Here is a 21377-nt window from a genome sequence, read left to right on the forward strand (position 1 = left end):
ACCGGAAGTTTAGAAAGGGAACCATAGTGGGGCAGGAACCGAACACTGCCGATCTGGGCTGGCTGGTACAAGACCTGGTCAACCGGGTGGCGGACCTGCGGCATGCCGTCGTGCTCTCGGCTGATGGCCTGGCCATCGCGTCGTCGAAGGTCATCAAGCGCGAGGACGCCGAGCGCCTCTCGGCCGTCGCGTCCGGCCTGCAGAGCCTGGCCCGGGGCGTCGGCACGCACTTCGAGATCGGCGCCCTGCGCCAGACGGTGCTGGAGTTCGAGGGCGGGTACGTCTTCGTCACCGGCGCCGGCCAAGGCACCTGCCTCGCCGTCATCAGCGGCCCCGACACCGACATGGGTCTGGTCGCCTACGAGATGGGGATGCTGGTCCAGCGCGTCGCCGAGCACCTCGAGTCCCGGCCGCGCAACCACGCCACTCCGATCAAGGCCGGCTAGCGCGGGGGAAACCATGGAGCCCAACGCCCAGCACGATCCCGACGAGGTATGGGTCGACGCCGACGCCGGCCCGGTCGTGCGCCCCTACGCCATGACCCGCGGCCGGACCCAGCCCACCAGCGGCAACTTCGACCTGATCACCATCGTGGTGACGGTGCGGGCCATCTCGCCGGTGGACGTCGGCCTCGGCCCGGAGCACGAGGCGATCGTCACGCTGTGCCAGCAGCCGAACTCCGTGGCGGAGCTGTCCGCCATCCTCAACCTTCCGGTGGGCACGGTCCGGGTCTTGCTCGGCGACCTGCTCAGCCGGGTCCTCATCATGGCCCACGACCCGGCCCCGACTCTGGGGGCGGACGGCGACGACGTCTTCGAAACGGTGATCAATGGCATCCGCAACCTTTGAGCCCCCGAGCAACGGCCGCCCCGTGCCCCGGGCCACGAAGCTGCTCATCGCCGGCGGCTTCGGCGTGGGCAAGACCACGCTCGTCGGCGCGGTCAGCGAGATCAAGCCGCTGCGCACCGAGGAAACCCTCACCGAGGCCAGCGTCGGCATCGACGACCTCGACGGCGTGGCCGCCAAGACCACCACGACCGTGGCCATGGACTTCGGCCGGATCACGATCAGCGAGTCGCTGGTGCTGTACCTGTTCGGCACCCCCGGCCAGGAGCGGTTCCTGTTCGTGTGGGACGAGCTGGCCACCGGCGCGATGGGCGCGGTCGTGCTCGCCGACACCCGCCGCCTGGACGACAGCTTCCAGTCCATCGACTACTTCGAGGAGCGGGGCATCCCGTTCATCGTGGCGGTGAACTGCTTCGACGGCGCGCGCCGCTACCAGCCCGAGGAGGTGCGCATCGCGCTCGACCTCGAGCCCGGCGCACCCGTCATCCTGTGCGACGCCCGCGACCGCGAGTCGGTGAAATCCGTGCTCATCGCCTTGCTGCGGCACGCCCAGAGCGTCGCACAGCAGCAGCGCATCGCCGCCGGCAAGGCCTAGCGCGGCCGGGCCGCCCGACGCCGGGGGGACCACCGGCGGCGGGCGGGGCGCCTACGATTGCCCGCATGCAGACCGCACCGGCGAGCCGGCTGCACCGGGCCGTGGTGCCGAGTGGGTCCGGCCGGGGCATCGTCGTGCAGAGCGCCGACGATCCGCCGACCGTGCTCAACCTCGCACCCGGCGACACCGCGACCTTCGGGCGCGGCAACCGCGACGCCCCGGTCGATCTGGTCCTGTCCGACGCGGCGGTGTCCCGGCTCGCCGGCCGGATCACGGCCGTCGAGGACTACTGGTTGATCAGCAACCTCAGCCTGCGCAGCACCTACGTGATCGAAAACCCGGAGGGCGGCGGCGAGTTCGTCAAGCTCGCCCCACGCCGGCTCGACATGCCGGTGCCGTTCGAGTTCGCCCGGATCGTCGTGCCGAGCGCCGAGCGGTCCGCCGCGTTCTACGTGTTCGCGCCGCAGCACCTCTACGCCGACCACCAGCCGCAGCCCGACGGTTCGCCCGACGCGACCCGCGTGGCGTTCCCGCTGGACGAGACCGCGAAGTACTTCAAGGTGCTCGTCGCGCTGTGCGAACCGCGCCTGCGCGAGCCGTCCTCGCCCGTGATCCGCACGGTGCCGGAGATCCTCGACCGGCTCGGCGGCGCCGGGCTCTCCCGGTCGGCGGTCAATTTCCACATCGACTACCTCGCCCGCACGAAGCTGCGGGTCAAGGCGCCCGCCGCCGAGCCGCCGGCCGACCACGAGCCGGGCAAGGCCGACTGGCAGCGCGCCGCGCTGGTGTCGCTCGCGCTGCAGTTCGACCTGGTGCGCGAGGAGCACCTGGCGTTGCTGCCGCCACGCTGACCGGGACCCGCGCGGCGGGCGCTCAGCCGGTCTCAGGACGGCCGGTCTCAGGACGGCCGGGGCGGGGGGCGGTAGGCGTCGAGCGCGGCCCGGAAGCGGGGCAGATACTCGCGCAGGGCCGGCCGGTCGGGCACCCCGCCCGCCTCGCGGACCGTGGCCGCCGAGGTCCGCCAGGCCGCGACCAGGTTGTTCATCGGGTCGCCGGGCACGTCGCGCAGGACGGGCGCGAAGCGGCAGAGGAAGTCTCCCATCGGCGGGATGGACATCTCCGGCGGGAACGGCGGCACGGGCTCGGTGTCCCGCTGCGCCGGCGGCAGGTAGTACTGCAGGACGTTCGGCGTCCAGCGCGCGATGCCGTACTCGTTCTTCACCGGGTCGCTCAGATCCGGGTCGAAGCCGCTCTCCGCCTTGAGGACCGCCGCGACGAGGTAGGGCGTCACCGGCGGCTCGCCCGGGCACTTCGTCCCCGCCTCGACGATCAGGTCGTAGTACTGCCGCGGGATGTCGGAGTCCGTGCGGAAGTACCGCTCGTAACCGGTCGCGGGCGGGCCGGCCGAGCCGACGGCGCCGGGCGGGTTCTTCGCCGGGTCGCGGTCGGCATACGCGACGCCGCTGAGGACCAGCGCCGCGGCGACGCCGGCCAGCACCATGATCCGGGCCCGGCGCCCGCGGCGCGCCGCCGCGCCGGTGTCCTCGCCCGCGGCACTCGCCCGGCGCCGCAGGCTCTCGGCCGTGTGCCGCAGCCGGGTGCGGTGGTCCGGCGCGAGGCAGTCGACGATGAACGCGCGCCACTGCGGCGTCAGGCCGTCGGGCAGGGTGAGCTCGGCCCGGCCCTCGGCGAACTGGGCGGCGGCCGCGGCCCGGGCGCGGGACGTGACGCCGGCGAACGGCAGCCGCCCGGTGAGCAGCTGGCACGCGGTGACGCCGAGGGCCCAGATGTCGGCGGTCTGCCGGACCGCGATCCCGCCCGCCCGCAGCCCCTCGGCCCAGCGCTCCGGCGGGACGTAGTCGGCCGTACCACCGGGCGGTAGGTAGGCGTGCGTGCCGTCCAACTCCACGGCGAGGCCGAAGTCGGCGAGCCGCACGGAGCCGTCGGCCATCAGCAGGATGTTGCTGGGCTTGAGGTCGCCGTGCACCCAGCCGGCCTCGTGCAGGCAGGCGAGGCCCGCGCAGATCTCGGCGATCGACCGGCTCGCGTCCGGCAGCCCGCCGCCGGTCTGGGCGAGCGCCGTGGCGGCCGAGCACTCGGCGAGCTCCAGCACGATGACGGTCGCGCCGTCGAGCTCCGGCTCCGCCGGATCGTCCACGACCAGGGTCTCGAGGACCTTGATGAGGTTCGGATGGCTGAGCCGGCGGTGCACGGCCAGCTCGCGGACGGTGATGTCGGCGAGGTGGGACAGCTGGCGCGCGGTGAGCGTGCCGGTCGGGATGAACTTGAGCGCCGCCTCCTCCTTGCCGGCGACGCCGGTTTCGCGCACGGCGGCATACACGGTGCTCCAGCTACCGCTGGCCAGCCTGCGGGTCACCCGCCATGGACCGACGCGATAGCCATCCGGCACACGCACCGTCGAACGCGCATCGGTCATCCGTCCTCCCCCGGGGAGCAGACCGCGTACCGCTCATCGAGGGATGTCTACACGATGTCATCACCGAGGGTCAATCGGGTAAACGACGCGGTCGCTTCAGCAGACGGGTACACCGGGGAGCGTGTTGTCGGGCGAGCTGATGTAGATGTTGGTCATGTAGCCGCCGTACTGCGGCAGGTAAGCCCACCAGGCGTTGCGGTACGGCTCGATCACGACCTCCTGGCCCAGTTCCTGGCGCGGGTGAGCTTGGAGACGGCCGTGGACGCCGACGAGAACGAGGTCCCGTCCGGATGCAGGGTGAGCACCACGACGATCGAGCGGTCGTCCGTGCCGACGGTACCGGTGGTGTGCAGCGCCTCGCGGACCAGGTCGACCGAGGCGGTGGCCTTCGTCTCCGCGACGGTGGCGGCGCCGGGTGTTCTGCTTCGTTTCCCGTAGTCGCTTCGAGCGAAAGGAGCGGAAATTGAAGGTAACGGCAACGGTGACCTGTCTGTCGCTCGCGGTTGCCGCCGTCCTTGTGGGTTCTCAGCTGAGCTGGTCTCTTCTCACCGGATCTGATCAGTCCCCACAGAAGCGCGCGACCCGTCGCGCGCCGGTAGAGGCGCCACCTGGGGGTGAAGGGACAGGATAAGTCGGTCAAAGTGGTCGGGGTAGGAGTGCCAGGCCGGTCTCGCAGAGGTGTGCATCTCCTGGTGAGTGGCGTGGTCTGCCGGCCCGCGACGAGTAGGCTGATCGTTCGTCATCGGACGGGGAGGCCAGCGTGGACTATGGCGACAAGCTCTTCTGGCTCTCGGTTGTGATTCAACGCAAGTACGCGCAGATCTGCGCCGAGTTCGACCTGACCCCCTCGCAGGCCACGCTGATCTGCGCAGTCAGGAACGAGCCGCGGCAGATGGCTGACCTCGCCGCGTCGTTGGGTATGACCAAGAACGCATTGAGCCAGCTGGTCGATCGCACCGCGCGGCGCGAGTTGGTCGGCCGGGCAAGCTCGGCGCAGGACCGACGGGTCGTCATGCTCAGTGCGACGCCCACGGGGAAGGTGCTCGCCGAGGCCGTTTACGCCGAGGTCGCCAAGCGCCTGCCCGAGATCGCGAGGAACCTCGACGCCGACGACCAGCGCGACTTCGAGCGCGTGGCCACCGCCATCGTGGACACCTCGGACCTCTCTTCGCCCGCCTCGAAGCAATCCATCACATCGTGAGGTCCCGCTACACCCGCACCTTGACGAAGTTCATGCCATGAACTAGTTTAGTTCATGGCATGAACTAGTGAAGGGTGGCGGCGATGAGCACACAGACGACCGGCACAATCGCAGTCTTCGGCGCGACGGGGCAACAGGGCGGGGCGGTGGTCGACGCGCTGCTGGACCACAAGGCGCGGGTGCGGGCCCTGGTCCGCAACCCGCAGTCCGACCGGGCTCAGGCGCTGGCCGCCCGCGGCGTCGAGCTGGCGGCCACCCGGGCCGACGACCCGGCGTCGCTGGCCGCCGCGCTGACGGCGGTCGAGGCGTTCTACTTCATGACCCCGGAGGCGAACAGCCTCGACGAGATCGAGGCGGAGATCCGCATCGGTACCGCGCTCGTCGACGCGGCGGTCGCGGCACGCGTCCCGCACGTCGTGTTCAACTCGGTCTTCGGAGCGGACCGGGAGTCGGGTGTGCCGCACCACGACTCGAAGCACTGGATCGAGGAGCACCTGAGGAAGTCGGGCCTGAGGGTCGCGATGGTTCGCCCGACCGCCTTCATGGAGAACTTCGCCAGCGTGATGGCACCGAGCCTGGAGCATGGGGAGATCGTGCTGAGGCTGCCGCTGCCGGAGGACGTCGCCCTGAAGATGATCTCGGTCAGGGACATCGGCCGGGTCGCCGCCGCGCTCCTGCTCGACACCGCGGAGGCGCCCGGCGGAGCCGTCGAGCTCGTCGGCGACGAGCTGACGGGCCCCCAGATCGCCGCGGCGTTCGGCGCGCGCGCCGGGCTCCCGGCACGGTACGAGGCTCTCCCGTTGAGCGTGCTTCCCAACGATTTCGACAAGGCGATGTTCCGCCAGTTCGCGGAGGCGGCGGAATACCCTTCGGATCTTGCGGTGGTGCGCTCGATCGAGCCGGCCACCCTGGACCTGGTCGAGTGGATCCGATCCACCGGCTGGACCGCGCCCACAAACGTGGCTGGTTCCTGAGCCTCCGGCCGCGATGAACGCCCCCCGATCGTGCCCACGGTCTCGGCGCTCTGGGCACGGCAACGCATCCGCCAACGGTTGAAGTAGTCGCAAAGCTCCCAGGGCGTGCCCGAGGCCGGCACCGGCACACTGGTTGTCGAGAAGGCCGCCGGTCGACGCGGGCGATGCCGTGACGCCGACCGCCAACATCCTCGGCACCTACGGCGGCACCACCGGCGTCGTCCTGAAGCAGGTCGACGTCCGCGCCCACCCGTCGATGACCGGCGCCGATGCGTGTGTGACGACAGTGACGTCCGCTTGAACAGGCGATGCGCCCACCCGCCGCCGGCAGGGCAGAATCGAGCGGTGCTGACCGTCGAGACGATCACCGACCACGACGACGAGCGGATCGGGGACTACCGGGCGCTCACCGACGTGGAGCTGCGCACCCGCTGGGAGCCGCCCAACGGCCTGTTCATCGCCGAGGGCGAGCTGGTGCTGCGCCGCGCGCTGCGGGCCGGCTACCGGATGCGGTCCGTGCTGATCGACGCCAAGCGGGTCGCTCAGATCGAGGACCTGCCGCTGGAGGGCGTGCCGGTGTACGCGGGCGACCAGGCGACGCTCGAGGCCATCACCGGCTTCCACGTCCACCGCGGCGTCCTCGCCTCGTTCCACCGCACGCCGGAACGGTCCGCCGGCGAGGTGCTCGCCGCCGCCCGGCGGATCGCGATCCTGGAAGACATCAACAACCACACGAACATCGGCGCGCTGTTCCGCAGCGCGGCCGCGCTCGGCATGGACGCCGTGCTGCTGTCGCCGTCGTGCGCCGACCCGCTGTACCGTCGCAGCGTCCGGGTCAGCATGGGCGAGGTGTTCGCGGTGCCGTATGCGCGCCTCGAGCCGTGGCCGGACGCTCTGGAACGGGTGCGGGAGGCCGGGTTCACCGTGCTGGCGCTGACCCCGGCCGCCGACGCGCTGCCGCTGCAGCGGCTCACCGCGGCGCAACGCTCGCGGCCGGCCCTCCTGCTCGGCGCGGAGGGCGCCGGCCTGACGCCCGAGGCCCTGCGGGCGAGCGACACCCGCGTGGTCATTCCGATGCGCCGCGGTGTCGACTCGCTCAACGTGGCCAATGCGGCCGCGGTCGCCTTCTGGGAACTCAGCCGCGATCTTTAGCGCCGGGACGCGGCCGGGACCGCGCTGTCGGTCCGCTCGAGCTGGCGGCGGCGGTGGCTCGCGGCCCGGTTGAGGGTGGCGACGGTGTACATGTCGCGGGCCCGCCGCAGGAGCGCCTCCTCGCCGGCGGTGTCCTGGCGCACGGTGAAGCCGACCGTGCTGTACGCCAGCCCGGACAACAGCAGGCAGGCCAGCACGCAGACCGGGACGAGCATGGCGAACAGGGTGACGCCGGGCACCGTGACGGCGAGCGTGGCCGGTTCGACCCGCACGGCGGCCATGACGGTGTAGTGCGTGCTGCAGACGGCCAGCGCCATGATCCCCGCGGCGAACAGCATGGCCACGGTTCCGCGGACCACCACGGCGCACCACACGGTCACCGTCGCGCCGACGACCGCGGCCCCGGCCGCGATGAGCAGTGTCCTGGGTTCGTACCCGACGGTCCCGCCCACCCGCATGGCCAGCGGACCGGTCGCGTACGCCGCCGTCAGCCCGATCCCGCTCAGCACCCCGGCCGGCACGATCTTCCAGGCGCTGGCCCGGCCGAACCCGGCGATGTACAGCCCCAGGCAGTACACGACCACGGCGATACCGAGGCCGAGCGCGGTCGTCGCGATGTCGTACCGCACGACGGTGTTCGGCACGTCCACGCCCAGCATCGCCATGAAGTGCGGCACCCAGGTCCCGGCGCCGCCGAGCGCGATCGCCGCCAGGGTCAGCCACCGGGCCCGGCTGCCGCCGGACGAGGCCCGCGAGCGGCTGCTCAGGAACGTGCCGAGCAGGCAGCCGAGAAACGACAGGGCAAGGGCCAGCGCCGGCGTGATCCAGCCATATGCGAATTGCTCAACCGCGGTCACAAGGCTCGATTCAGCCAGCCCCGAGCCGGCGCCGGTCGGACAGGCTGTGCGGGTTTGCCCAACTCCACCCCGGGTACGCGGCGGTCATGACGGACCGTGACTCGTACGTAGCCAGGCATTCCACCATCGGCTCCGGCGCAGCCGGTCGCGCGACGGAAGGCGAGACCGACGAGGCACTCGAGGCCGAACAAGCCACCGAGTGGACGCGCCCGGACGACACGTCACCGGAGTCGGCGACCACCCCACCCGACATGATCGACATGCCGGACCCGGACGGCTCCCACCACCGACTCTGACACTGTCTACAGTGGATTCAACGCGTGGCGCCTTGACGAAGGTCAGGCCGCATCCGGGCGGAGTGCCTGCTGCTGCTCCGGGTTCAGGCCGTCGGGCCAGGCGCGCGGTGATTCGATCTCGGTCAGCTCGACGCGGTCCTCGGGGAGCACGCGCCGCGGGAGCTCGCCGAACCGGACATGCCGGAGGAACGCCATCTCGGCGTCCGTGAACGACTCCTCCGCCATATATCGATGGTGCACCCGCGCTCGCCGGACACGCAACGACACCGACGGAGCCGGGAACCGGCCGCGAAAGCGGCGAGGTGGAGCGGTGCGCGGCGGACGTGTGACGGCGGGCTACGCTCGGGACGCATGAGACTTGATCCGGTCGGTCGCTTGCTCAAACTTCCGCCTGCCGTCGCGGGGCGGGTCGCGGTGACGCGGGCGATTCCGATCCGGATGCGCGACGGGGCCAATCTGCGTGCCGATCACTACGGGCCGGCGGTCGACGGCGCGATGCCAACCGTGCTGGTGCGCACGCCCTACGGGCGCGGGGCGCCGGTCAACCTGCTCTGCCGGGCCGTCGCGCAGCGGGGGTTCCACGTGCTCATCCAGTCCTGCCGCGGGACGGCCGACTCGTCGGGGACGTTCGAGCCGCTGCTGCAGGAGCGCGAGGACGGGCTCGACACGCTGGACTGGCTGCGCCGCCAGCCGTGGTACGACGGGCGGCTGCTCACCTACGGCCCGAGCTACGTCGGGTTTGTGCAGTGGGCCCTCGCCGCCGAGGCCGGCGACGAGCTCAAGGCGATGGCGACGATCGTGACCGCGTCCGACTTCGGGCCGCCGACCTACGCGGGTGGTGCGTTCTCGCTCGACACCGTGCTGACCTGGTCGGCGCTGCTGGAGGCGCAGCGCGGCCCGCGCCTGGAAAGCATCGTCGAGCTGCTGCGGGGGCAGCCGCGGCTGCAGCGCGGGCTGGCGCGGCTGCCGATGGCCGAGGCGGACCGGATCACCACGGGCGCGGAAATCGAGTTCTTCCAGCGGTGGCTGGCCGAGGCCGACCCGACGTCGCCCTACTGGACGCAGCGCGGCCACGCGCACCGCCTGCCCAAGGTCACCGCGCCGGTCCTCATGATAGGCGGCTGGTACGACATCTTCCTGCCCTGGCAACTGGCCGACTACATGGCGTTACGGGCGGCCGGTCAGCAGCCGCACCTCACGATCGGCCCCTGGCAGCACGGCAGCGCGGCCCTGTTCCAGCAGTCCGCGGCCGAGGCGGTCGCCTGGTTCCGCGCGCACACCGGCGGCCCCGAGCCGATCCGGGAGCGCCCGGTCCGCGTGCACGTCGGAGGCGCCAACGGCTGGCACGAGCTCAGCGACTGGCCGCCGCCGAAGAGCACACCCCAGCAGTGGTACCTCGCGGCAGGCGCCCGCCTCACCGCCGACCCGACCGCCGGCGGCGCGGCCCTGGCCTCGTTCCTCTACGACCCGAAGGACCCGACCCCGGCCCTCGGCGGCCCGCGCCTGGTCGCCAACATCTCCGGCCGCCGCGACAACCGCCCGCTGGAGGCCCGCCCCGACGTGCTGACGTTCACCTCGGCGCCGCTGACCGAGCCGCTCGACATCGTCGGCCCGGTCGCCGCGGAAATCACGGTCCGGGCGACCAGCCCCGGCCGGCAGGGCGCCCCCGACGCACCGGCCGAGCACTTCGACGTGTTCGTCCGCCTCTGCGAGGTCGACGAGCAGGGCCGCTCCTGGAACGTCTGCGACGGCCTGGTGCGCGCCACCCAGGGCCGCGCCCCGGACGAGCCGGTGCGCGTCGAACTGTGGCCGACCGCCCACCGCTTCGCCACCGGCCGCCGCATCCGCGTCCAGCTCAGCGGCGGCGCCCACCCCCGCTTCTCCCGCAACCCGGGCACCGGCGCCCCACTCGGCCACGAACTGGAACTCCGCCCGGTCCGCCAGGAAATCCTCGCCCCTTCGTCGATCACGCTCCCCGTAGCCAGCTGAACGCCCCAGAACCCCACAGCGGCGAGCCGCTTCACGGCGACCAGCAGCGGACCCCGGAGCCCGACGACACAGGCCAGGGCGGCAGGGTTCGGTGGCGGCGCCCGGCCGGCGCGCCCCAACGCCCCGGAGCAAGCCAGATCGGCGATCACGCCGACGCGCCGGGCACTGCACGGCGCAACGACCGGAAGTCTCCGCGATCATGCGCAACTGGCCCCGACACCAACGGTTTTTCATGATCACGGAGTGACGATGTACCCCTGGGTACCGTATGTCTCCGGGATCATGGCAAACCCGTAGAACGGCCACCTCGGGCATCATGATCACGGAGACATACGTCCGCCCCGGCCGCGCAGATCGGATGTTCCGCCCGACGGCCACCACGATCAGGCGCTGGCCTCACACACCACGCGCAGCGGACGCGACCCCAGACCACACGCCGGCGCAACGCACCGCGCGAGGAAACGCCGCCGGCGAGCTGCCACGAACGCCAAGGCCCAGGTCGCGGCCCGCGATCAACGGCGCCGGACGACCGAGGCCCAGGCGAGACCGCAGCCACGTCAGCGAGCACCGCCACCGACGGCTAGCGGCAGCTGGCAGCCGGCGGGCCACGAACGCCGAAGCCCGGGCACGACCGACGGACGACGCCCCAGGCGAGCCGGGGCACGGGCGAGCCGGGGCACGGGCGAGCCGGGGCACGGGCGAGGCGCAGGCGCGGGCGCGGGCGAGCCGAGGCGCAGGCGCGGGCGAGCCGAGGTCCAGGTCGCGGAACGCCGATCCCGAGGGGGCGGGGCGGCGGGCCTGAGCGGACGAGGCTGGGGCCACGGGCGGGGCGGGGTCAGGTTTGGATCAGGGGGCGATACTCCTCCTCGGTCAGGCCGAAGGTCCAGGCCACGCCCTCGCGGGCGGTGCGGGTCTGCGGGGGCACGCGTAGCCAGTACACGCGGCTGGTGCCGTCGGGCTCCGGGGTGCTGTTCACGACCTCGACCATGGTCAGCGGCTCGTCGTCGGCGAAGGCCAGGCGCCACAGCACGCCGGACTCGTCCTCGGACACCTTCTGGGCGCCGGCCTCGCGCAGGTAGCGGTCGTAGCCGAAGTGCTCGACCATGACGCGGCGCAGCTCCGCGTTGCGCTCGGCGGCGATCTGCGGATAGGTCAGGTGGGCCAGGCGGTCGACCAGGTCAGACGGGATCGGCATGCCGCGCCAGGCGTGCAGGGCGTAGCCGTCGCGATAGTGCAGGGCCGGGGCGTCCGCGGCGTGCAGGCGGCCCAGGTTGTCGCGGTGCAGGGCGTCCGGGCGGTCGGTGAGAATCGCCACATTCGCATACGGCCACCACCAGGATGACGAGCGGGCCACGCCGGCCAGGCCGGCCAGGCGCTGCACCGCGTGGAGAGCCGCCTCGGCAGGCACCGGAGCGGCGGTCGCCCAGACCGCACCGACCGGCCCCGCGCTGAACACCGGACCGCCGGAAGCGGCGCCCGCAGACCCGTGCGCCGAGTCGGAACCCCCGGGCACCGAACCCGAAACCCGACGCGCCGACACCCCGGGCACCACACCCGCAACCCCGCGCGACGAACCGGAAGCCGCGCGCGAGGAACCCGAATCGGCAACCCCGCGCGACGAACCGGAAGCCGCGCGCGAGGCAGCGGGGGCGCCGTGGCCGGAGCCCGCGGCGCGGGTGGGGGCGGAGGGAGAGGCGTCGAAGGCGGCCAGCCAGCCGGCGTCGTGCTGGCCGCCGACGGCGTCGAGCAGGACGGCGCGGGCGTGGACCGGCAGCTCGCCGCGCAGGTGCGTGCGCAGCGGGGTGGCGATGCGGTCGTTGACCAGGCGCCAGACCTCGGCGCCGCAGGCCGACCACAGGGCGGCCCAGCCGTCGGGGCCGAGCAGCTCGTGTGCCTCCGAACGGGACGCGGCCCACGGTGCGGTGCGGACCGCGGCGCGCACGGACGGGCCGGCGGTGCCGGGGACCGGCGGGCAGCCCTGGGCCCGCAGCTGCGCGGCGACCGCAGCGTCGGCGGCGGCCTCCGAGCCGGTCGGCGCCGCGCCGGGTAGGTCGCGGCGGCCGGTGAGCAGGGCGGCGGCCCGCGCCCCGGCCAGGGGCGAGGCGAACCAGACGACGTGGGCGGGCTCGGGCAGACCGGCCGAGCGGTAGGCCAGCCGGACCGCGTCGGCCGCGGCGGCGCGGTCGGCGGGCGCGGTGGACAGGCCGGCGGCCAGCCACTTCGCGGAGACGGCGCCCAGCGTGGTCGCCCGCACGTCGCTGTCGGCCGAAGCGGCGGCCATCACCGGACCACCGCCCAACGCCCGAACGAACCGGCCGAGGCCCGGGCGAACCGGGCACCGGCCCCAGCCGCGACCACCGAGGCCGGCGCAGGCAAAACGGCGGCCATCACCGGACCACCGCCCAACGCCCGAACGAACCGACCGAGGCCCGGGCGAACCGGGCACCGGGCCGAGCCGCGACCGCCGAGGCGGGCACAGGAGCCGGAGCCGGCATCACGGCGGCCATCAGTCGGCCACGTAGCGGTAGGCGCCGGGAATGTACTCACGCTGGCGCACGACGCGATAGGACCCGGCCGGGAGCGTGATCGTGCCGTGCTCCTCGTGGACCACGCGGGCGCGGGTCGTGATCTTGATGTAGAGGCGATCGGTGTCGTCGCGGTCCGCCAGGAGCAGCGTGTCGGGGCCGACGATCACGTGGGCGTGGCCGGTCGCCTCGCCGCGGGCCAGGACCATCCGGCCGGCCCGGTCGCGCGGGGCCGGGACCGCCGTGCCGGGCACCTCGCTCGCCGGGACTGGCACCAACAGAACGTCACCTTGCCGATACACGATCGCACTCCCCTCGACGGCCGGACATGAGTGAGCGTTGAAAGAACGCCCGGATCACCGGTTCGAGCGGAACGATAGACGGGGGGTACGACATTTTTTGGGCCCCCGCCCGTCGAGGCGTGGCGGGCTGATGGACAATGATTGAAGCGCAACAGGAGGGGAGTATTCCCCCGCGGCGGTCGTCGTCAGCACGGTGCCCACGGTGACGTGGGACAACACCCGGCGCCGTCGGTCATCCGGGCTGTCCCGGGTGGCGGAAGAGACCTCCGGTGTCAACTACACAGTCCGCGCGGCCCGGTGGGTCGGTGCGGCCTGTGGTGTGTCTACCGGAGGTCGTGCACGTGGGTGTTGCTGGCTGGATGTGGGCTGCGACCCTGGTGGGTCTGGGCGCCGTACTCCTCTTCGATCTGGCGTTCGTGGCCCGGCGGCCACATGAGCCGTCCATCACCGAGTCGACGATCTGGGTGGGGGTGTACGTCGGGCTTGCGCTCCTGTTCGGGCTGTTCGTCCTGGTCCAGTGGGGCGGCAAATATGCCGGCGAGTTCTACGCGGGCTGGCTGACCGAGTACAGCCTGTCCGTCGACAACCTGTTCGTCTTCGTGATCATCCTGTCCAGGTTCAAGGTTCCCCGGCAGTACCAGCAAAAGGTCTTGCTCATCGGCATCGTCCTCGCGCTGATCATGCGCGGCGGGTTCATCGCGGTCGGGTCCGCGGCGATCAGCCGGTTCTCGTGGGTGTTCTACATCTTCAGCGCGTTCCTGATCTACACCGCGGTCCGGCTCGCCGTGCAGGGCGAGACCGACGAGGAGGACTTCAAGGAGAACGCGCTGATCCGCTGGTCGCGTCGGGTCCTGCCGATGACCCCGCAGTACCACGAGTCGCGGCTCACGGCGCGTGACGAGCGGGGCCGGCTGCACATGACGCCGATGATCGTGGTGCTCATCGCGATCGGCACCACGGACCTCATTTTCGCGCTCGACTCGATCCCGGCGATCTTCGGGCTGACCGCCGAACCGTACCTGGTCTTCACCGCGAACGTATTCGCGCTGATGGGTCTGCGGCAGCTGTACTTCCTGATCGGCGGCCTGCTCGACCGGCTGGTCTACCTCTCCATCGGCCTCAGCGTGGTGCTCGGCTTCATCGGCGTGAAACTCTTCCTGGAGGCCCTGGCCGACAACAGCCTGCCGTTCATCAACGGCGGCAAGCACGTCGGATGGGCCCCACACATCGGCATCGAATTGTCACTCGCCGTCATTATCGGCACCCTCGTCATCACGACCGTCGCGTCACTGGTCAAGGCGCGCCACGACGCGCGTGCGGAGACCGCACAACCGGACAAAACACACAACGCGCACTAATACCCCAGGGGAGGTCGCGCCGAGCGCGGATCGGCGAGATTATGGGGTACCACGGCGGGGCGGGTGATGCATCTTGCACGAAATGACGCAGCGGGGGCAGACGACGGCCCCCTCGGTGCTGTGCCCGTTCGCACCGCGGATCTCACCGCACGCCGACGCCGTGCACGGCTGGTCGCTGCACTGGGCGACCCGGCACGGCCTCCTCGACCGGCCCGGTGCCCGCGCGGCGTTCGCGCGGGCCCGGTTCGCCAACCTGATGGCCCGCGCTCACCCCGACGCCGCCGAGGCCGACCTGCGCCTGGCCACGGCCTGGCTGATCAGCATCTTCGTCCTCGACGACCTGCTGGAGCGGGCGCTGGTGCGCGACCCGGAGCCGGCCAAGGCGGCGGTCGACGAGGTGGTGCGCCTGCTGCGCGACCGGCGGCCGACGCCGGTGCTGGCCGAGGCGCTCGGCCGGCCGCTCGCGGGCGCGCTCGGCGAGGTGTGGCGGCGCACCGAGCCGCGGGTCAGCCCGCAGTGGCGGGAGCGGTTCGTCGGACACGTGGCGGACTACCTGGCCGGCACGCTGTGGGAGGCCGGCAACCGGGCCGCCGAGCGGCCGCCGCTGCTGGAGGAGTACCGCCGGATGCGCCACAACAGCGCGGCCGCCGACATGTTCTTCGACCTCATCGAGCCGATGCACGGCGTCGAGCTGCCGCGCGCGCTGCTCGACGACCCCGACTTCGCCGTGGCGCGGCACACCGCCGGCACGATCATCGGGATCTTCAACGACCTGATCTCGTGGCCGAAGGAGGCCGCGATCGGCGACCATCACAACATCGTCTTCGCCTTCCAGCGCGAGCACCGGCTGCCGCTGGAGGAGGCGGTCGTCGCGGCCGTCGCCGAGCACGACGCGCGCATGCTCGACTTCCAGCTGGCCCGGGACCGGCTCGAGACCCGCCACTGGGGCGAGCCGAGCGCCGTCATCGGCATCACCGACCTGGTCCACTGGGTCCGCGGCAACGTGGACTGGTCGCTGGAGTCCGGCCGCTACACCCCGGCCGAGCTGCCCGGTCAGCGAGGACCGGTCGACTAGCCCGCCCGTTCTTGCTTCGGGGGTACTTCATGTGTCTGCGCCAGGCACATGAGGTACCCCCCAAACAAAGACGATCAGGCGTGGGCCCTCTTGCGCGCCACTCGCTCGCGATCCTTCTGGTCCAGCATGACCTTGCGGATCCGAATGGCCTGCGGCGTGATCTCCACGCACTCGTCCTCGCGGCAGAACTCGAGCGCCTGCTCCAGCGACAGCTTGCGGGGCGGGATCAGCTTCTCCGTCTCGTCCGCGGCGCTGGAGCGCATGTTGGTGAGCTTCTTCTCCTTGGTGATGTTCACGTCCATGTCGTCGGCGCGGGAGTTCTCCCCGACGATCATGCCCTCGTAGACCTCGGTGGTCGGCTCGACGAACATCGAACCGCGCTCCTGCAGGTTCATCATCGCGAACGGCGTCGCCACGCCCGAGCGGTCGGCGACGAGCGAGCCGGTGGCGCGGGTGCGCAGCTCGCCATACCACGGCTCGTAGGACTCGAAGACGTGGTGCAGGATGCCGGTGCCGCGGGTGTCGGTGAGGAACTCGGTGCGGAAGCCGATCAGGCCGCGGGCCGGGACCAGCCACTCCATGCGAATCCAGCCGGTGCCGTGGTTGACCATCTGCTCCATGCGGCCCTTGCGGGTGGCCAGCAGCTGGGTGATCGCGCCCAGATACTCCTCCGGCGCGTCGATCGTCAGCCGCTCCGTCGGCTCGTGGACCTTGCCGTCGATCTCCCGGGTGACGACCTGCGGCTTGCCGACGGTCAGCTCGTAGCCCTCCCGGCGCATCTGCTCCACCAGGATGGCCAGTGCCAGCTCGCCGCGGCCCTGCACCTCCCAGGCGTCGGGCCGCTCGGTGGGCAGCACCCGCAGCGACACGTTGCCGACCAGCTCGCGCTCCAGCCGGTCCTTGACCAGCCGGGCGGTGACCTTCGCGCCCTTGACCTTGCCGGCCAGCGGCGACGTGTTGGTGCCGATGGTCATCGAGATCGCCGGCTCGTCGACGGTGATGCGCGGCAGCGGGACCGGGTTTTCGGCGTCGGCCAGCGTGTCGCCGATCATGATGTCGGCGATGCCGGCGACCGCGATGATGTCGCCCGGCCCGGCCTGCTCCGCCGGCTTGCGCTCGAGCGCCTCGGTCATCAGCAGCTCGGAGATGCGCACGCTCTGCTGCGCGCCGTCCTCACGGCACCAGGCCACGGTCTGGCCCTTGCGGATCGTGCCCTGCCGCACCCGGCACAACGCCAGGCGGCCCAGGAACGGCGAGGCGTCGAGGTTGGTCACGTGGGCCTGCAGCGGCGCGGCCTCGTCGTAGGCGGGGGCGGGGATGGTGTCGAGCAGCGTGCGGAACAGCGGCTGCAGGCTGTCGCTGTCCTCGGGGATGGTGCCGTCCTTCGGCTGGCTCAGCGAGGCGATGCCGTCGCGGGCGCAGGCGTAGACGATCGGGAACTCGATCTGCTCCTCGTCGGCGTCGAGGTCGAGGAAGAGCTCATACGTCTCGTCGACGACCTCCTTGATCCGCGCGTCGGGCCGGTCCACCTTGTTGATCACCAGGATGATCGGCAGGCGCGCCATGAGCGCCTTGCGCAGCACGAACCGGGTCTGCGGCAGCGGCCCCTCGCTCGCGTCGACCAGCAGCACGACCCCGTCGACCATGGTCAGGCCGCGCTCGACCTCGCCGCCGAAGTCGGCGTGGCCCGGTGTATCGATGATGTTGATCGTGACCGGGTCGCCGCCGTCCTGCGGCACATACCGCACGGCCGTGTTCTTGGCGAGAATGGTGATGCCCTTCTCGCGCTCGAGATCCATCGAGTCCATGACCCGGTCGGTCAGCTCGGCGCGCGCGTGGAACGCGCCGGCCTGCCGCAACATCGCGTCGACGAGCGTGGTCTTGCCGTGGTCGACGTGCGCGATGATGGCCACGTTGCGGAGGTCTGAACGGGTCTGCATAACTCCCATTGTTCCAGGTACCTCCCGCACCCCGCGGCCCGCGGCGCCCCGATGTGACCTGAGGCGCCGCGTGGCGACACCCGACGGGGTCGCGCGCGCCCTGCCAGCGGGCTAGCCTGACCCCCACGGGGGAGGTAACGATGAGTTACGGCTACAGCGAGGACGACGACACCGCGGAGTTCGAGGTACCACGGCGGAAGCGCCCCGTGGGCGCCATCCTGCTCAGCGTCGGCGTCGCGGTGGTGCTGCTCGGCTGCGGCGCGATCATCACCCTGATGAAGGGCTCCGACCGGGACCGGCAGGCCACGGCGGCCGAGTCGCCGGACTCCTGGTCGACACCGATCGCCTCCGTGTCCCCGCCCAGCGAGGCGCCGCTGGCGGTCGTGACCACCTCGCCCGCCGCCGAATCGTCCGCGCCGCCGACGAAGAAGCCCTCGCCGGGCAAGACGACGAAGAAGCCGTCGCCGAAGGTCACCGAAACGGTCCAGCCACCGGCGCCGCCGCACACCACCCAGCCCGGGTGCATGCCGTCGCGCGGGCCCAACCAGCTGCCCGCCGCCACCGTCCGCGGCTACCTCGACACGGCGGCCACCACCCACTTCTGGGGCACCCGGACCGACCCGGACTACGAGCAGATCCTGGTGCCGCAGCGGCTGCTGTATGCGATCGCCGAGCAGGAGAGCGGCTGGCAGTCCGACATCAAGGCGTGCGACGGCGGCCTCGGGATCATGCAGGTCATGCCCGACACCCAGACGTTCGTCAACAACCGCTTCGCCACCACGTGGGACCGCACGAAGCCGAACCAGAACGTGATGCTCGGCGCCAACTACCTGGCCTGGCTGATCGCGTACTTCGGCCCGAAGCTCGGCACCTACGACATGTCCGACCCCAAGCTGCTCAGGGCCGTCATCTCCGCCTACAACTGGGGCACGGCCGGCGTCGACTACGCCGGCGGCGTCTACCCGAACCCGACCTACGTGCAGAACGTGGTGGCCCTCATGGACCACAGCCGCGCCGGAAACTACTGACCGGCCCCCAACTCCCCCCGGGCGCCCGCCGCGCGCGGTCCGTCGTCTCTCCCCGGTCCGTCGTCTCTCCCCGGACCGCCGCTCGCTCCCCGGACCGTCCATCCCCGGGCCGCGCAGCCTGCGGGCCACACCGGGCCGCGCGGACCGCGGCTCACTCCCCTGGCCGCGCGGACCGCAGGCCACTCCCGGAGCCGCGCAGACCGCGGGGCCACCCCGGCTGCGCGGACCGCGGGCCACTCCCGGAGCCGCGCAGACCGCGGGGCCACCCCGGCTGCGCGGACCGCGGGCCACTCCCGGAGCCGCGCAGACCGCGGCTCATTCGCCGGCCGGCATTGGCCGGGAAACCGCGCCCGCGCCCTAGTCCTAGCCGCCGTCGGCGCCGACGTCACCGGGGCGGACGTATGTCTCCGTGATCATGATGCCCGCGCTGACCGCACACCGGGTTTGCCATGATCCCGGAGACTTTCGGTACACGGGTGTACATCAGCACTCCGTGATCATGAAAAACCGTTGGTGTCGGTGTCGGTTGCGCATGATCACGGAGACTTCCGGTGTAACTATTCAGGTGGTTGGCGGCAGGGACTTGATCGTCTGGGTGGTTTAGGGCACGGTGTCCGTTGTGAGTGCCGGTCCGCGTCCCAGCTATGACGAGTTGGCGGCGTTGGTGGTGGTCCAGGCTGAGCAGATCGCGGTGTTGCGGGCGCGGGTGGCGGAGTTGGAGCGGCGGTTGGGGCTGGACTCGCACAACTCGTCGAAGCCGCCGTCCTCGGATGGGCTGGGGAAGCCGGCGCCGCGGTCGCAGCGGCGGGCGGCGGGCCGCCGGGCGGGCAAGCAGCCCGGCGCGCCGGGTGCGGCGTTGACACAGGTGGATGAGCCGGATGCGGTGGTGGATCACCGGCCGGTGGCGTGCGCCGGGTGCGGTGAGGTCCTGGCCGGTGTCGCGCCGGTCGGGTTCGAGGCGCGGCAGGTGTTCGACCTGCCGCCGATGCGCTTGGCGGTGACCGAGCACCGGCTGTGGCGGTGCGCCTGCGCGTGCGGGACGCACACCACAGCCGCGGCGCCGGTGGGGGTGGACGCGCCGGCGCAGTACGGGCCGTCGATCGCGGCCCTGACGGTCTATCTGCTGGTCGGCCATCACACGCCGGTGGACCGTACCGCGCAGATCCTGGCTGATCTGTTCGGTGCGGCGCCGTCGGCGGGGTGGATCGCCGGGCTGACCGGGCGCGCCGCGACCCGGCTGACCGGCTTCACGCAACGGCTGCGGCAGGTCCTGCGCACCGCGGCGGTGGTGCATTTCGACGAGACCGGGCTGCGGGTGGCCGGCCGGCTGCGGTGGCTGCACGTGGCCTGCACCCCGCTGGGCACCTTCTACCACCTGGACGACAAACGCGGCCGGGACGCCATCGACGTCATCGGTGTGCTCACCGCGCTGGGCGCGGGCCAGACCGCGGTCCACGACGGCTTCAAGTCGTACCTGCACCCCGCCTACGACACCGCCGGGCATGCCTTGTGCAACGCTCACCACCTGCGGGAACTGGACGGCTGGGCCGAACACGACCCGGCCCACACCTGGGCCGGGACCCTGGCCGGGCTGCTCCGCGAGGGCAAACACCAGGTCAACCAGGCCGTCGCCGCCGGCCGGGACCGTCTCGACCAGACCGTCCTGACCGATCTGCTGCACCGCTGGGACCAGGCCGTCCAGGCCGGCTACGCCGCCAACCCACCCCCACCAGCGGCGGCCGCGGCAAGATCCTCGCGCTGATCGACCGGATGCACGGATTCCGGCGCGAGATCTGGCGCTTCGCCCACACCTTCACCGTCCCGTTCGACAACAACCAAGCCGAACGCGACATCCGCATGGTCAAAATCCAGCAGAAGATCTCCGGCGGCTGGCGCACCCCCACGGCGCCCAGCACTGGCTGACCGTGCGCAGCTACGTCTCCACCGTGCGCAAAAACGGCCTGCACGTCCTCACCGCCCTGCGCGACGCCCTCACCGGCAACGCCTGGCTCCCACCCCAACCTGAATAGTTACCTTCCGGTCCCTGTTCCATACCCCGCGGCGGCCAGCACCCGGCGTGTGGGACGTGATCGCCGACCGCGCCCGACCCAGAGTGTCGGTGCGCGCGGATCGGGCACCACGTGGCCGCCGCCAGCGGTGCCGGCTCCCGGGCGGCGCGGGCCGGTGCCTGGGTGCAGGCGGAGCACCTCCTCGGCCGCCGGCGTGTCCGCCACGGACCAGCACCGGCACGGCCGTGATACGTCGCGTGCGGTCCGAAGGCGGCCGCGACCGCACCCGCCATCGTGGCCCACTCGGGCCCGTCGTCGGACTACGTGGGCGTGACGGCCCGGGCGTGTTTCTGAGCGGGGCGTGACCCGGCCGTCGCGCGGGCCCGTGCTAATCCCACGCCGGACGGCGGGACGTGGCCCGGTGCTACTCCCCGTCCGGGAAGGTCGAGGGACCGACGTCGGTGTAGCGGCCGGAGTCCGGGTCCCACTCGAACTGGCGCCCCTCCGAGCCCGCGCTGACGATCTTGCCGAACGCCGGATACCGCTCCACCAGCCACTCCAGGTCGGGCATGAGTAGCTCCCCCGCGTCGGCCAGCTGCTCGTCCGTCTCATCGCCGACGAGCAGGTTCCACCCGCTGGCCCGGCGGCCGTCCGGCGCCGCCGGCAGCGTGGCGTCCTCCGGATCGTGGTACACGTATCCGGGGGTCAGCGACTCGTCCTCCACCAGTCGCCGCGAGGCGAACGCGATCAGGTAACTCATACCGCAAGTATGGCTCCGCCGTTTGCCCGCTGT

Annotated in this window: 23 protein-coding genes; 15 read left to right on the plus strand and 8 right to left on the minus strand. The window is 71.9% G+C overall.

Annotated elements, in window-relative coordinates:
• Positions 1 to 26 precede the first annotated feature (26 nt).
• From ACQPXD_RS42105 to ACQPXD_RS42120, 4 genes are all read left to right on the plus strand, one after another.
• On the plus strand, positions 27 to 446 hold the full coding sequence (locus tag ACQPXD_RS42105) for a roadblock/LC7 domain-containing protein (RefSeq protein WP_432828293.1): 420 nt from the start codon (positions 27 to 29) through the stop codon (positions 444 to 446).
• 13 nt (positions 447 to 459) lie between these two features.
• The gene (locus ACQPXD_RS42110; RefSeq protein WP_432828295.1) at positions 460 to 849 is read left to right on the plus strand and encodes a DUF742 domain-containing protein; all 390 of its coding nucleotides are present in this window, start codon (positions 460 to 462) and stop codon (positions 847 to 849) included.
• On the plus strand, positions 830 to 1441 hold the full coding sequence (locus tag ACQPXD_RS42115; RefSeq protein WP_432828297.1) for a GTP-binding protein: 612 nt from the start codon (positions 830 to 832) through the stop codon (positions 1439 to 1441). The genes ACQPXD_RS42110 and ACQPXD_RS42115 overlap by 20 nt, the downstream gene beginning before the upstream one ends.
• Positions 1442 to 1506: 65 nt before the next feature.
• Positions 1507 to 2292, plus strand: coding sequence for a hypothetical protein (locus ACQPXD_RS42120; protein WP_432828299.1), 786 nt, complete (start codon positions 1507 to 1509; stop codon positions 2290 to 2292).
• Positions 2293 to 2339: 47 nt separating this feature from the next.
• On the opposite strand, the gene ACQPXD_RS42125 is transcribed toward ACQPXD_RS42120, so the two are convergent.
• A complete protein-coding gene (locus tag ACQPXD_RS42125) occupies positions 2340 to 3818 on the minus strand; it encodes a protein kinase domain-containing protein (RefSeq protein WP_432828301.1) in 1479 nt (492 codons plus the stop codon).
• A gap of 269 nt (positions 3819 to 4087) precedes the next feature.
• Positions 4088 to 4357, minus strand: a complete 270-nt coding sequence (locus ACQPXD_RS42130; RefSeq protein WP_432828303.1) for a hypothetical protein — start codon at positions 4355 to 4357, stop codon at positions 4088 to 4090.
• Positions 4358 to 4638: 281 nt separating this feature from the next.
• Here ACQPXD_RS42130 and ACQPXD_RS42135 point away from each other — a divergent pair, with 281 nt between their 5' ends.
• From ACQPXD_RS42135 to ACQPXD_RS42150, 4 genes are all read left to right on the plus strand, one after another.
• Complete coding sequence (locus tag ACQPXD_RS42135; protein ID WP_432828305.1) at positions 4639 to 5079, plus strand: MarR family winged helix-turn-helix transcriptional regulator; 441 nt, start codon at positions 4639 to 4641, stop codon at positions 5077 to 5079.
• An 83-nt stretch (positions 5080 to 5162) separates the two neighbouring features.
• The gene (locus tag ACQPXD_RS42140) at positions 5163 to 6053 is read left to right on the plus strand and encodes an NmrA/HSCARG family protein (protein ID WP_432828307.1); all 891 of its coding nucleotides are present in this window, start codon (positions 5163 to 5165) and stop codon (positions 6051 to 6053) included.
• Positions 6054 to 6222: 169 nt separating this feature from the next.
• Complete coding sequence (locus tag ACQPXD_RS42145) at positions 6223 to 6354, plus strand: hypothetical protein (RefSeq protein ID WP_432828309.1); 132 nt, start codon at positions 6223 to 6225, stop codon at positions 6352 to 6354.
• 47 nt (positions 6355 to 6401) lie between these two features.
• Positions 6402 to 7205: a TrmH family RNA methyltransferase gene (locus ACQPXD_RS42150; RefSeq protein ID WP_432844158.1), complete on the plus strand. Its 804-nt coding sequence runs from the start codon at positions 6402 to 6404 to the stop codon at positions 7203 to 7205.
• On the opposite strand, the gene ACQPXD_RS42155 is transcribed toward ACQPXD_RS42150, so the two are convergent.
• Positions 7202 to 8062, minus strand: coding sequence for an MHYT domain-containing protein (locus ACQPXD_RS42155; RefSeq protein WP_432828311.1), 861 nt, complete (start codon positions 8060 to 8062; stop codon positions 7202 to 7204). The genes ACQPXD_RS42150 and ACQPXD_RS42155 overlap by 4 nt on opposite strands.
• A gap of 86 nt (positions 8063 to 8148) precedes the next feature.
• Here ACQPXD_RS42155 and ACQPXD_RS42160 point away from each other — a divergent pair, with 86 nt between their 5' ends.
• Positions 8149 to 8358 carry a hypothetical protein gene (locus tag ACQPXD_RS42160; protein WP_432828313.1) on the plus strand — a complete coding sequence of 70 codons (210 nt, stop codon included), beginning with the start codon at positions 8149 to 8151 and terminating at the stop codon, positions 8356 to 8358.
• Between the two features lie 42 nt (positions 8359 to 8400).
• On the opposite strand, the gene ACQPXD_RS42165 is transcribed toward ACQPXD_RS42160, so the two are convergent.
• Positions 8401 to 8583, minus strand: a complete 183-nt coding sequence (locus tag ACQPXD_RS42165; protein WP_432828315.1) for a hypothetical protein — start codon at positions 8581 to 8583, stop codon at positions 8401 to 8403.
• 126 nt (positions 8584 to 8709) lie between these two features.
• Here ACQPXD_RS42165 and ACQPXD_RS42170 point away from each other — a divergent pair, with 126 nt between their 5' ends.
• A complete protein-coding gene (locus ACQPXD_RS42170; RefSeq protein WP_432828317.1) occupies positions 8710 to 10347 on the plus strand; it encodes a CocE/NonD family hydrolase in 1638 nt (545 codons plus the stop codon).
• Between the two features lie 835 nt (positions 10348 to 11182).
• On the opposite strand, the gene ACQPXD_RS42175 is transcribed toward ACQPXD_RS42170, so the two are convergent.
• Both ACQPXD_RS42175 and ACQPXD_RS42180 read right to left on the minus strand, forming a co-directional pair.
• Positions 11183 to 12628 carry a DUF6745 domain-containing protein gene (locus tag ACQPXD_RS42175; protein ID WP_432828319.1) on the minus strand — a complete coding sequence of 482 codons (1446 nt, stop codon included), beginning with the start codon at positions 12626 to 12628 and terminating at the stop codon, positions 11183 to 11185.
• 225 nt (positions 12629 to 12853) lie between these two features.
• A complete protein-coding gene (locus tag ACQPXD_RS42180; RefSeq protein ID WP_432828321.1) occupies positions 12854 to 13147 on the minus strand; it encodes a hypothetical protein in 294 nt (97 codons plus the stop codon).
• Positions 13148 to 13533: 386 nt separating this feature from the next.
• On the opposite strand from ACQPXD_RS42180, the gene ACQPXD_RS42185 reads away from it, so the two are divergent.
• Together ACQPXD_RS42185 and ACQPXD_RS42190 are read left to right on the plus strand one after the other, a co-directional pair.
• Positions 13534 to 14532: a TerC family protein gene (locus ACQPXD_RS42185; protein ID WP_432828323.1), complete on the plus strand. Its 999-nt coding sequence runs from the start codon at positions 13534 to 13536 to the stop codon at positions 14530 to 14532.
• Positions 14533 to 14614: 82 nt separating this feature from the next.
• Positions 14615 to 15607: a terpene synthase family protein gene (locus ACQPXD_RS42190; RefSeq protein WP_432828325.1), complete on the plus strand. Its 993-nt coding sequence runs from the start codon at positions 14615 to 14617 to the stop codon at positions 15605 to 15607.
• Between the two features lie 74 nt (positions 15608 to 15681).
• Here ACQPXD_RS42190 and typA read toward each other — a convergent pair whose 3' ends face one another.
• Positions 15682 to 17547 carry a translational GTPase TypA gene (gene typA / locus ACQPXD_RS42195; RefSeq protein ID WP_432828327.1) on the minus strand — a complete coding sequence of 622 codons (1866 nt, stop codon included), beginning with the start codon at positions 17545 to 17547 and terminating at the stop codon, positions 15682 to 15684.
• Positions 17548 to 17687: 140 nt separating this feature from the next.
• Here typA and ACQPXD_RS42200 point away from each other — a divergent pair, with 140 nt between their 5' ends.
• The 3 genes from ACQPXD_RS42200 (at position 17688) to ACQPXD_RS42210 (ending at position 20498) form a co-directional block, all read left to right on the plus strand.
• On the plus strand, positions 17688 to 18575 hold the full coding sequence (locus ACQPXD_RS42200; protein WP_432828329.1) for a transglycosylase SLT domain-containing protein: 888 nt from the start codon (positions 17688 to 17690) through the stop codon (positions 18573 to 18575).
• Between the two features lie 619 nt (positions 18576 to 19194).
• Positions 19195 to 20337, plus strand: coding sequence for an IS66 family transposase (gene tnpC, locus ACQPXD_RS42205; protein WP_432824394.1), 1143 nt, complete (start codon positions 19195 to 19197; stop codon positions 20335 to 20337).
• Positions 20338 to 20345: 8 nt separating this feature from the next.
• Positions 20346 to 20498: an IS66 family transposase gene (locus ACQPXD_RS42210; RefSeq protein WP_432824395.1), complete on the plus strand. Its 153-nt coding sequence runs from the start codon at positions 20346 to 20348 to the stop codon at positions 20496 to 20498.
• 510 nt (positions 20499 to 21008) lie between these two features.
• Here the strand turns inward: ACQPXD_RS42210 and ACQPXD_RS42215 are convergent.
• The gene (locus tag ACQPXD_RS42215; RefSeq protein ID WP_432828331.1) at positions 21009 to 21344 is read right to left on the minus strand and encodes a hypothetical protein; all 336 of its coding nucleotides are present in this window, start codon (positions 21342 to 21344) and stop codon (positions 21009 to 21011) included.
• Positions 21345 to 21377 lie beyond the last annotated feature (33 nt).

This window comes from Dactylosporangium sp. CA-092794, from assembly GCF_050948465.1.
In the GTDB taxonomy this organism is placed as follows: domain Bacteria; phylum Actinomycetota; class Actinomycetes; order Mycobacteriales; family Micromonosporaceae; genus Dactylosporangium.

What these genes read in the sequence shown, in the direction of transcription:
- ACQPXD_RS42110 (WP_432828295.1), top strand. Translation starts at nt 460, where the DNA reads ATGGAGCCCAACGCCCAGCACGATCCCGACGAGGTATGGGTCGACGCC.
- ACQPXD_RS42115 (WP_432828297.1), top strand. Translation starts at nt 830, where the DNA reads ATGGCATCCGCAACCTTTGAGCCCCCGAGCAACGGCCGCCCCGTGCCC.
- ACQPXD_RS42120 (WP_432828299.1), top strand. Translation starts at nt 1,507, where the DNA reads ATGCAGACCGCACCGGCGAGCCGGCTGCACCGGGCCGTGGTGCCGAGT.
- ACQPXD_RS42140 (WP_432828307.1), top strand. Translation starts at nt 5,163, where the DNA reads ATGAGCACACAGACGACCGGCACAATCGCAGTCTTCGGCGCGACGGGG.
- ACQPXD_RS42160 (WP_432828313.1), top strand. Translation starts at nt 8,149, where the DNA reads ATGACGGACCGTGACTCGTACGTAGCCAGGCATTCCACCATCGGCTCC.
- ACQPXD_RS42165 (WP_432828315.1), bottom strand. Translation starts at nt 8,583, where the DNA reads ATGGCGGAGGAGTCGTTCACGGACGCCGAGATGGCGTTCCTCCGGCAT.
- ACQPXD_RS42170 (WP_432828317.1), top strand. Translation starts at nt 8,710, where the DNA reads ATGAGACTTGATCCGGTCGGTCGCTTGCTCAAACTTCCGCCTGCCGTC.
- ACQPXD_RS42175 (WP_432828319.1), bottom strand. Translation starts at nt 12,628, where the DNA reads ATGGCCGCCGCTTCGGCCGACAGCGACGTGCGGGCGACCACGCTGGGC.
- ACQPXD_RS42185 (WP_432828323.1), top strand. Translation starts at nt 13,534, where the DNA reads ATGTGGGCTGCGACCCTGGTGGGTCTGGGCGCCGTACTCCTCTTCGAT.
- ACQPXD_RS42190 (WP_432828325.1), top strand. Translation starts at nt 14,615, where the DNA reads ATGACGCAGCGGGGGCAGACGACGGCCCCCTCGGTGCTGTGCCCGTTC.
- typA (WP_432828327.1), bottom strand. Translation starts at nt 17,547, where the DNA reads ATGCAGACCCGTTCAGACCTCCGCAACGTGGCCATCATCGCGCACGTC.
- ACQPXD_RS42200 (WP_432828329.1), top strand. Translation starts at nt 17,688, where the DNA reads ATGAGTTACGGCTACAGCGAGGACGACGACACCGCGGAGTTCGAGGTA.
- ACQPXD_RS42210 (WP_432824395.1), top strand. Translation starts at nt 20,346, where the DNA reads ATGCACGGATTCCGGCGCGAGATCTGGCGCTTCGCCCACACCTTCACC.
- ACQPXD_RS42215 (WP_432828331.1), bottom strand. Translation starts at nt 21,344, where the DNA reads ATGAGTTACCTGATCGCGTTCGCCTCGCGGCGACTGGTGGAGGACGAG.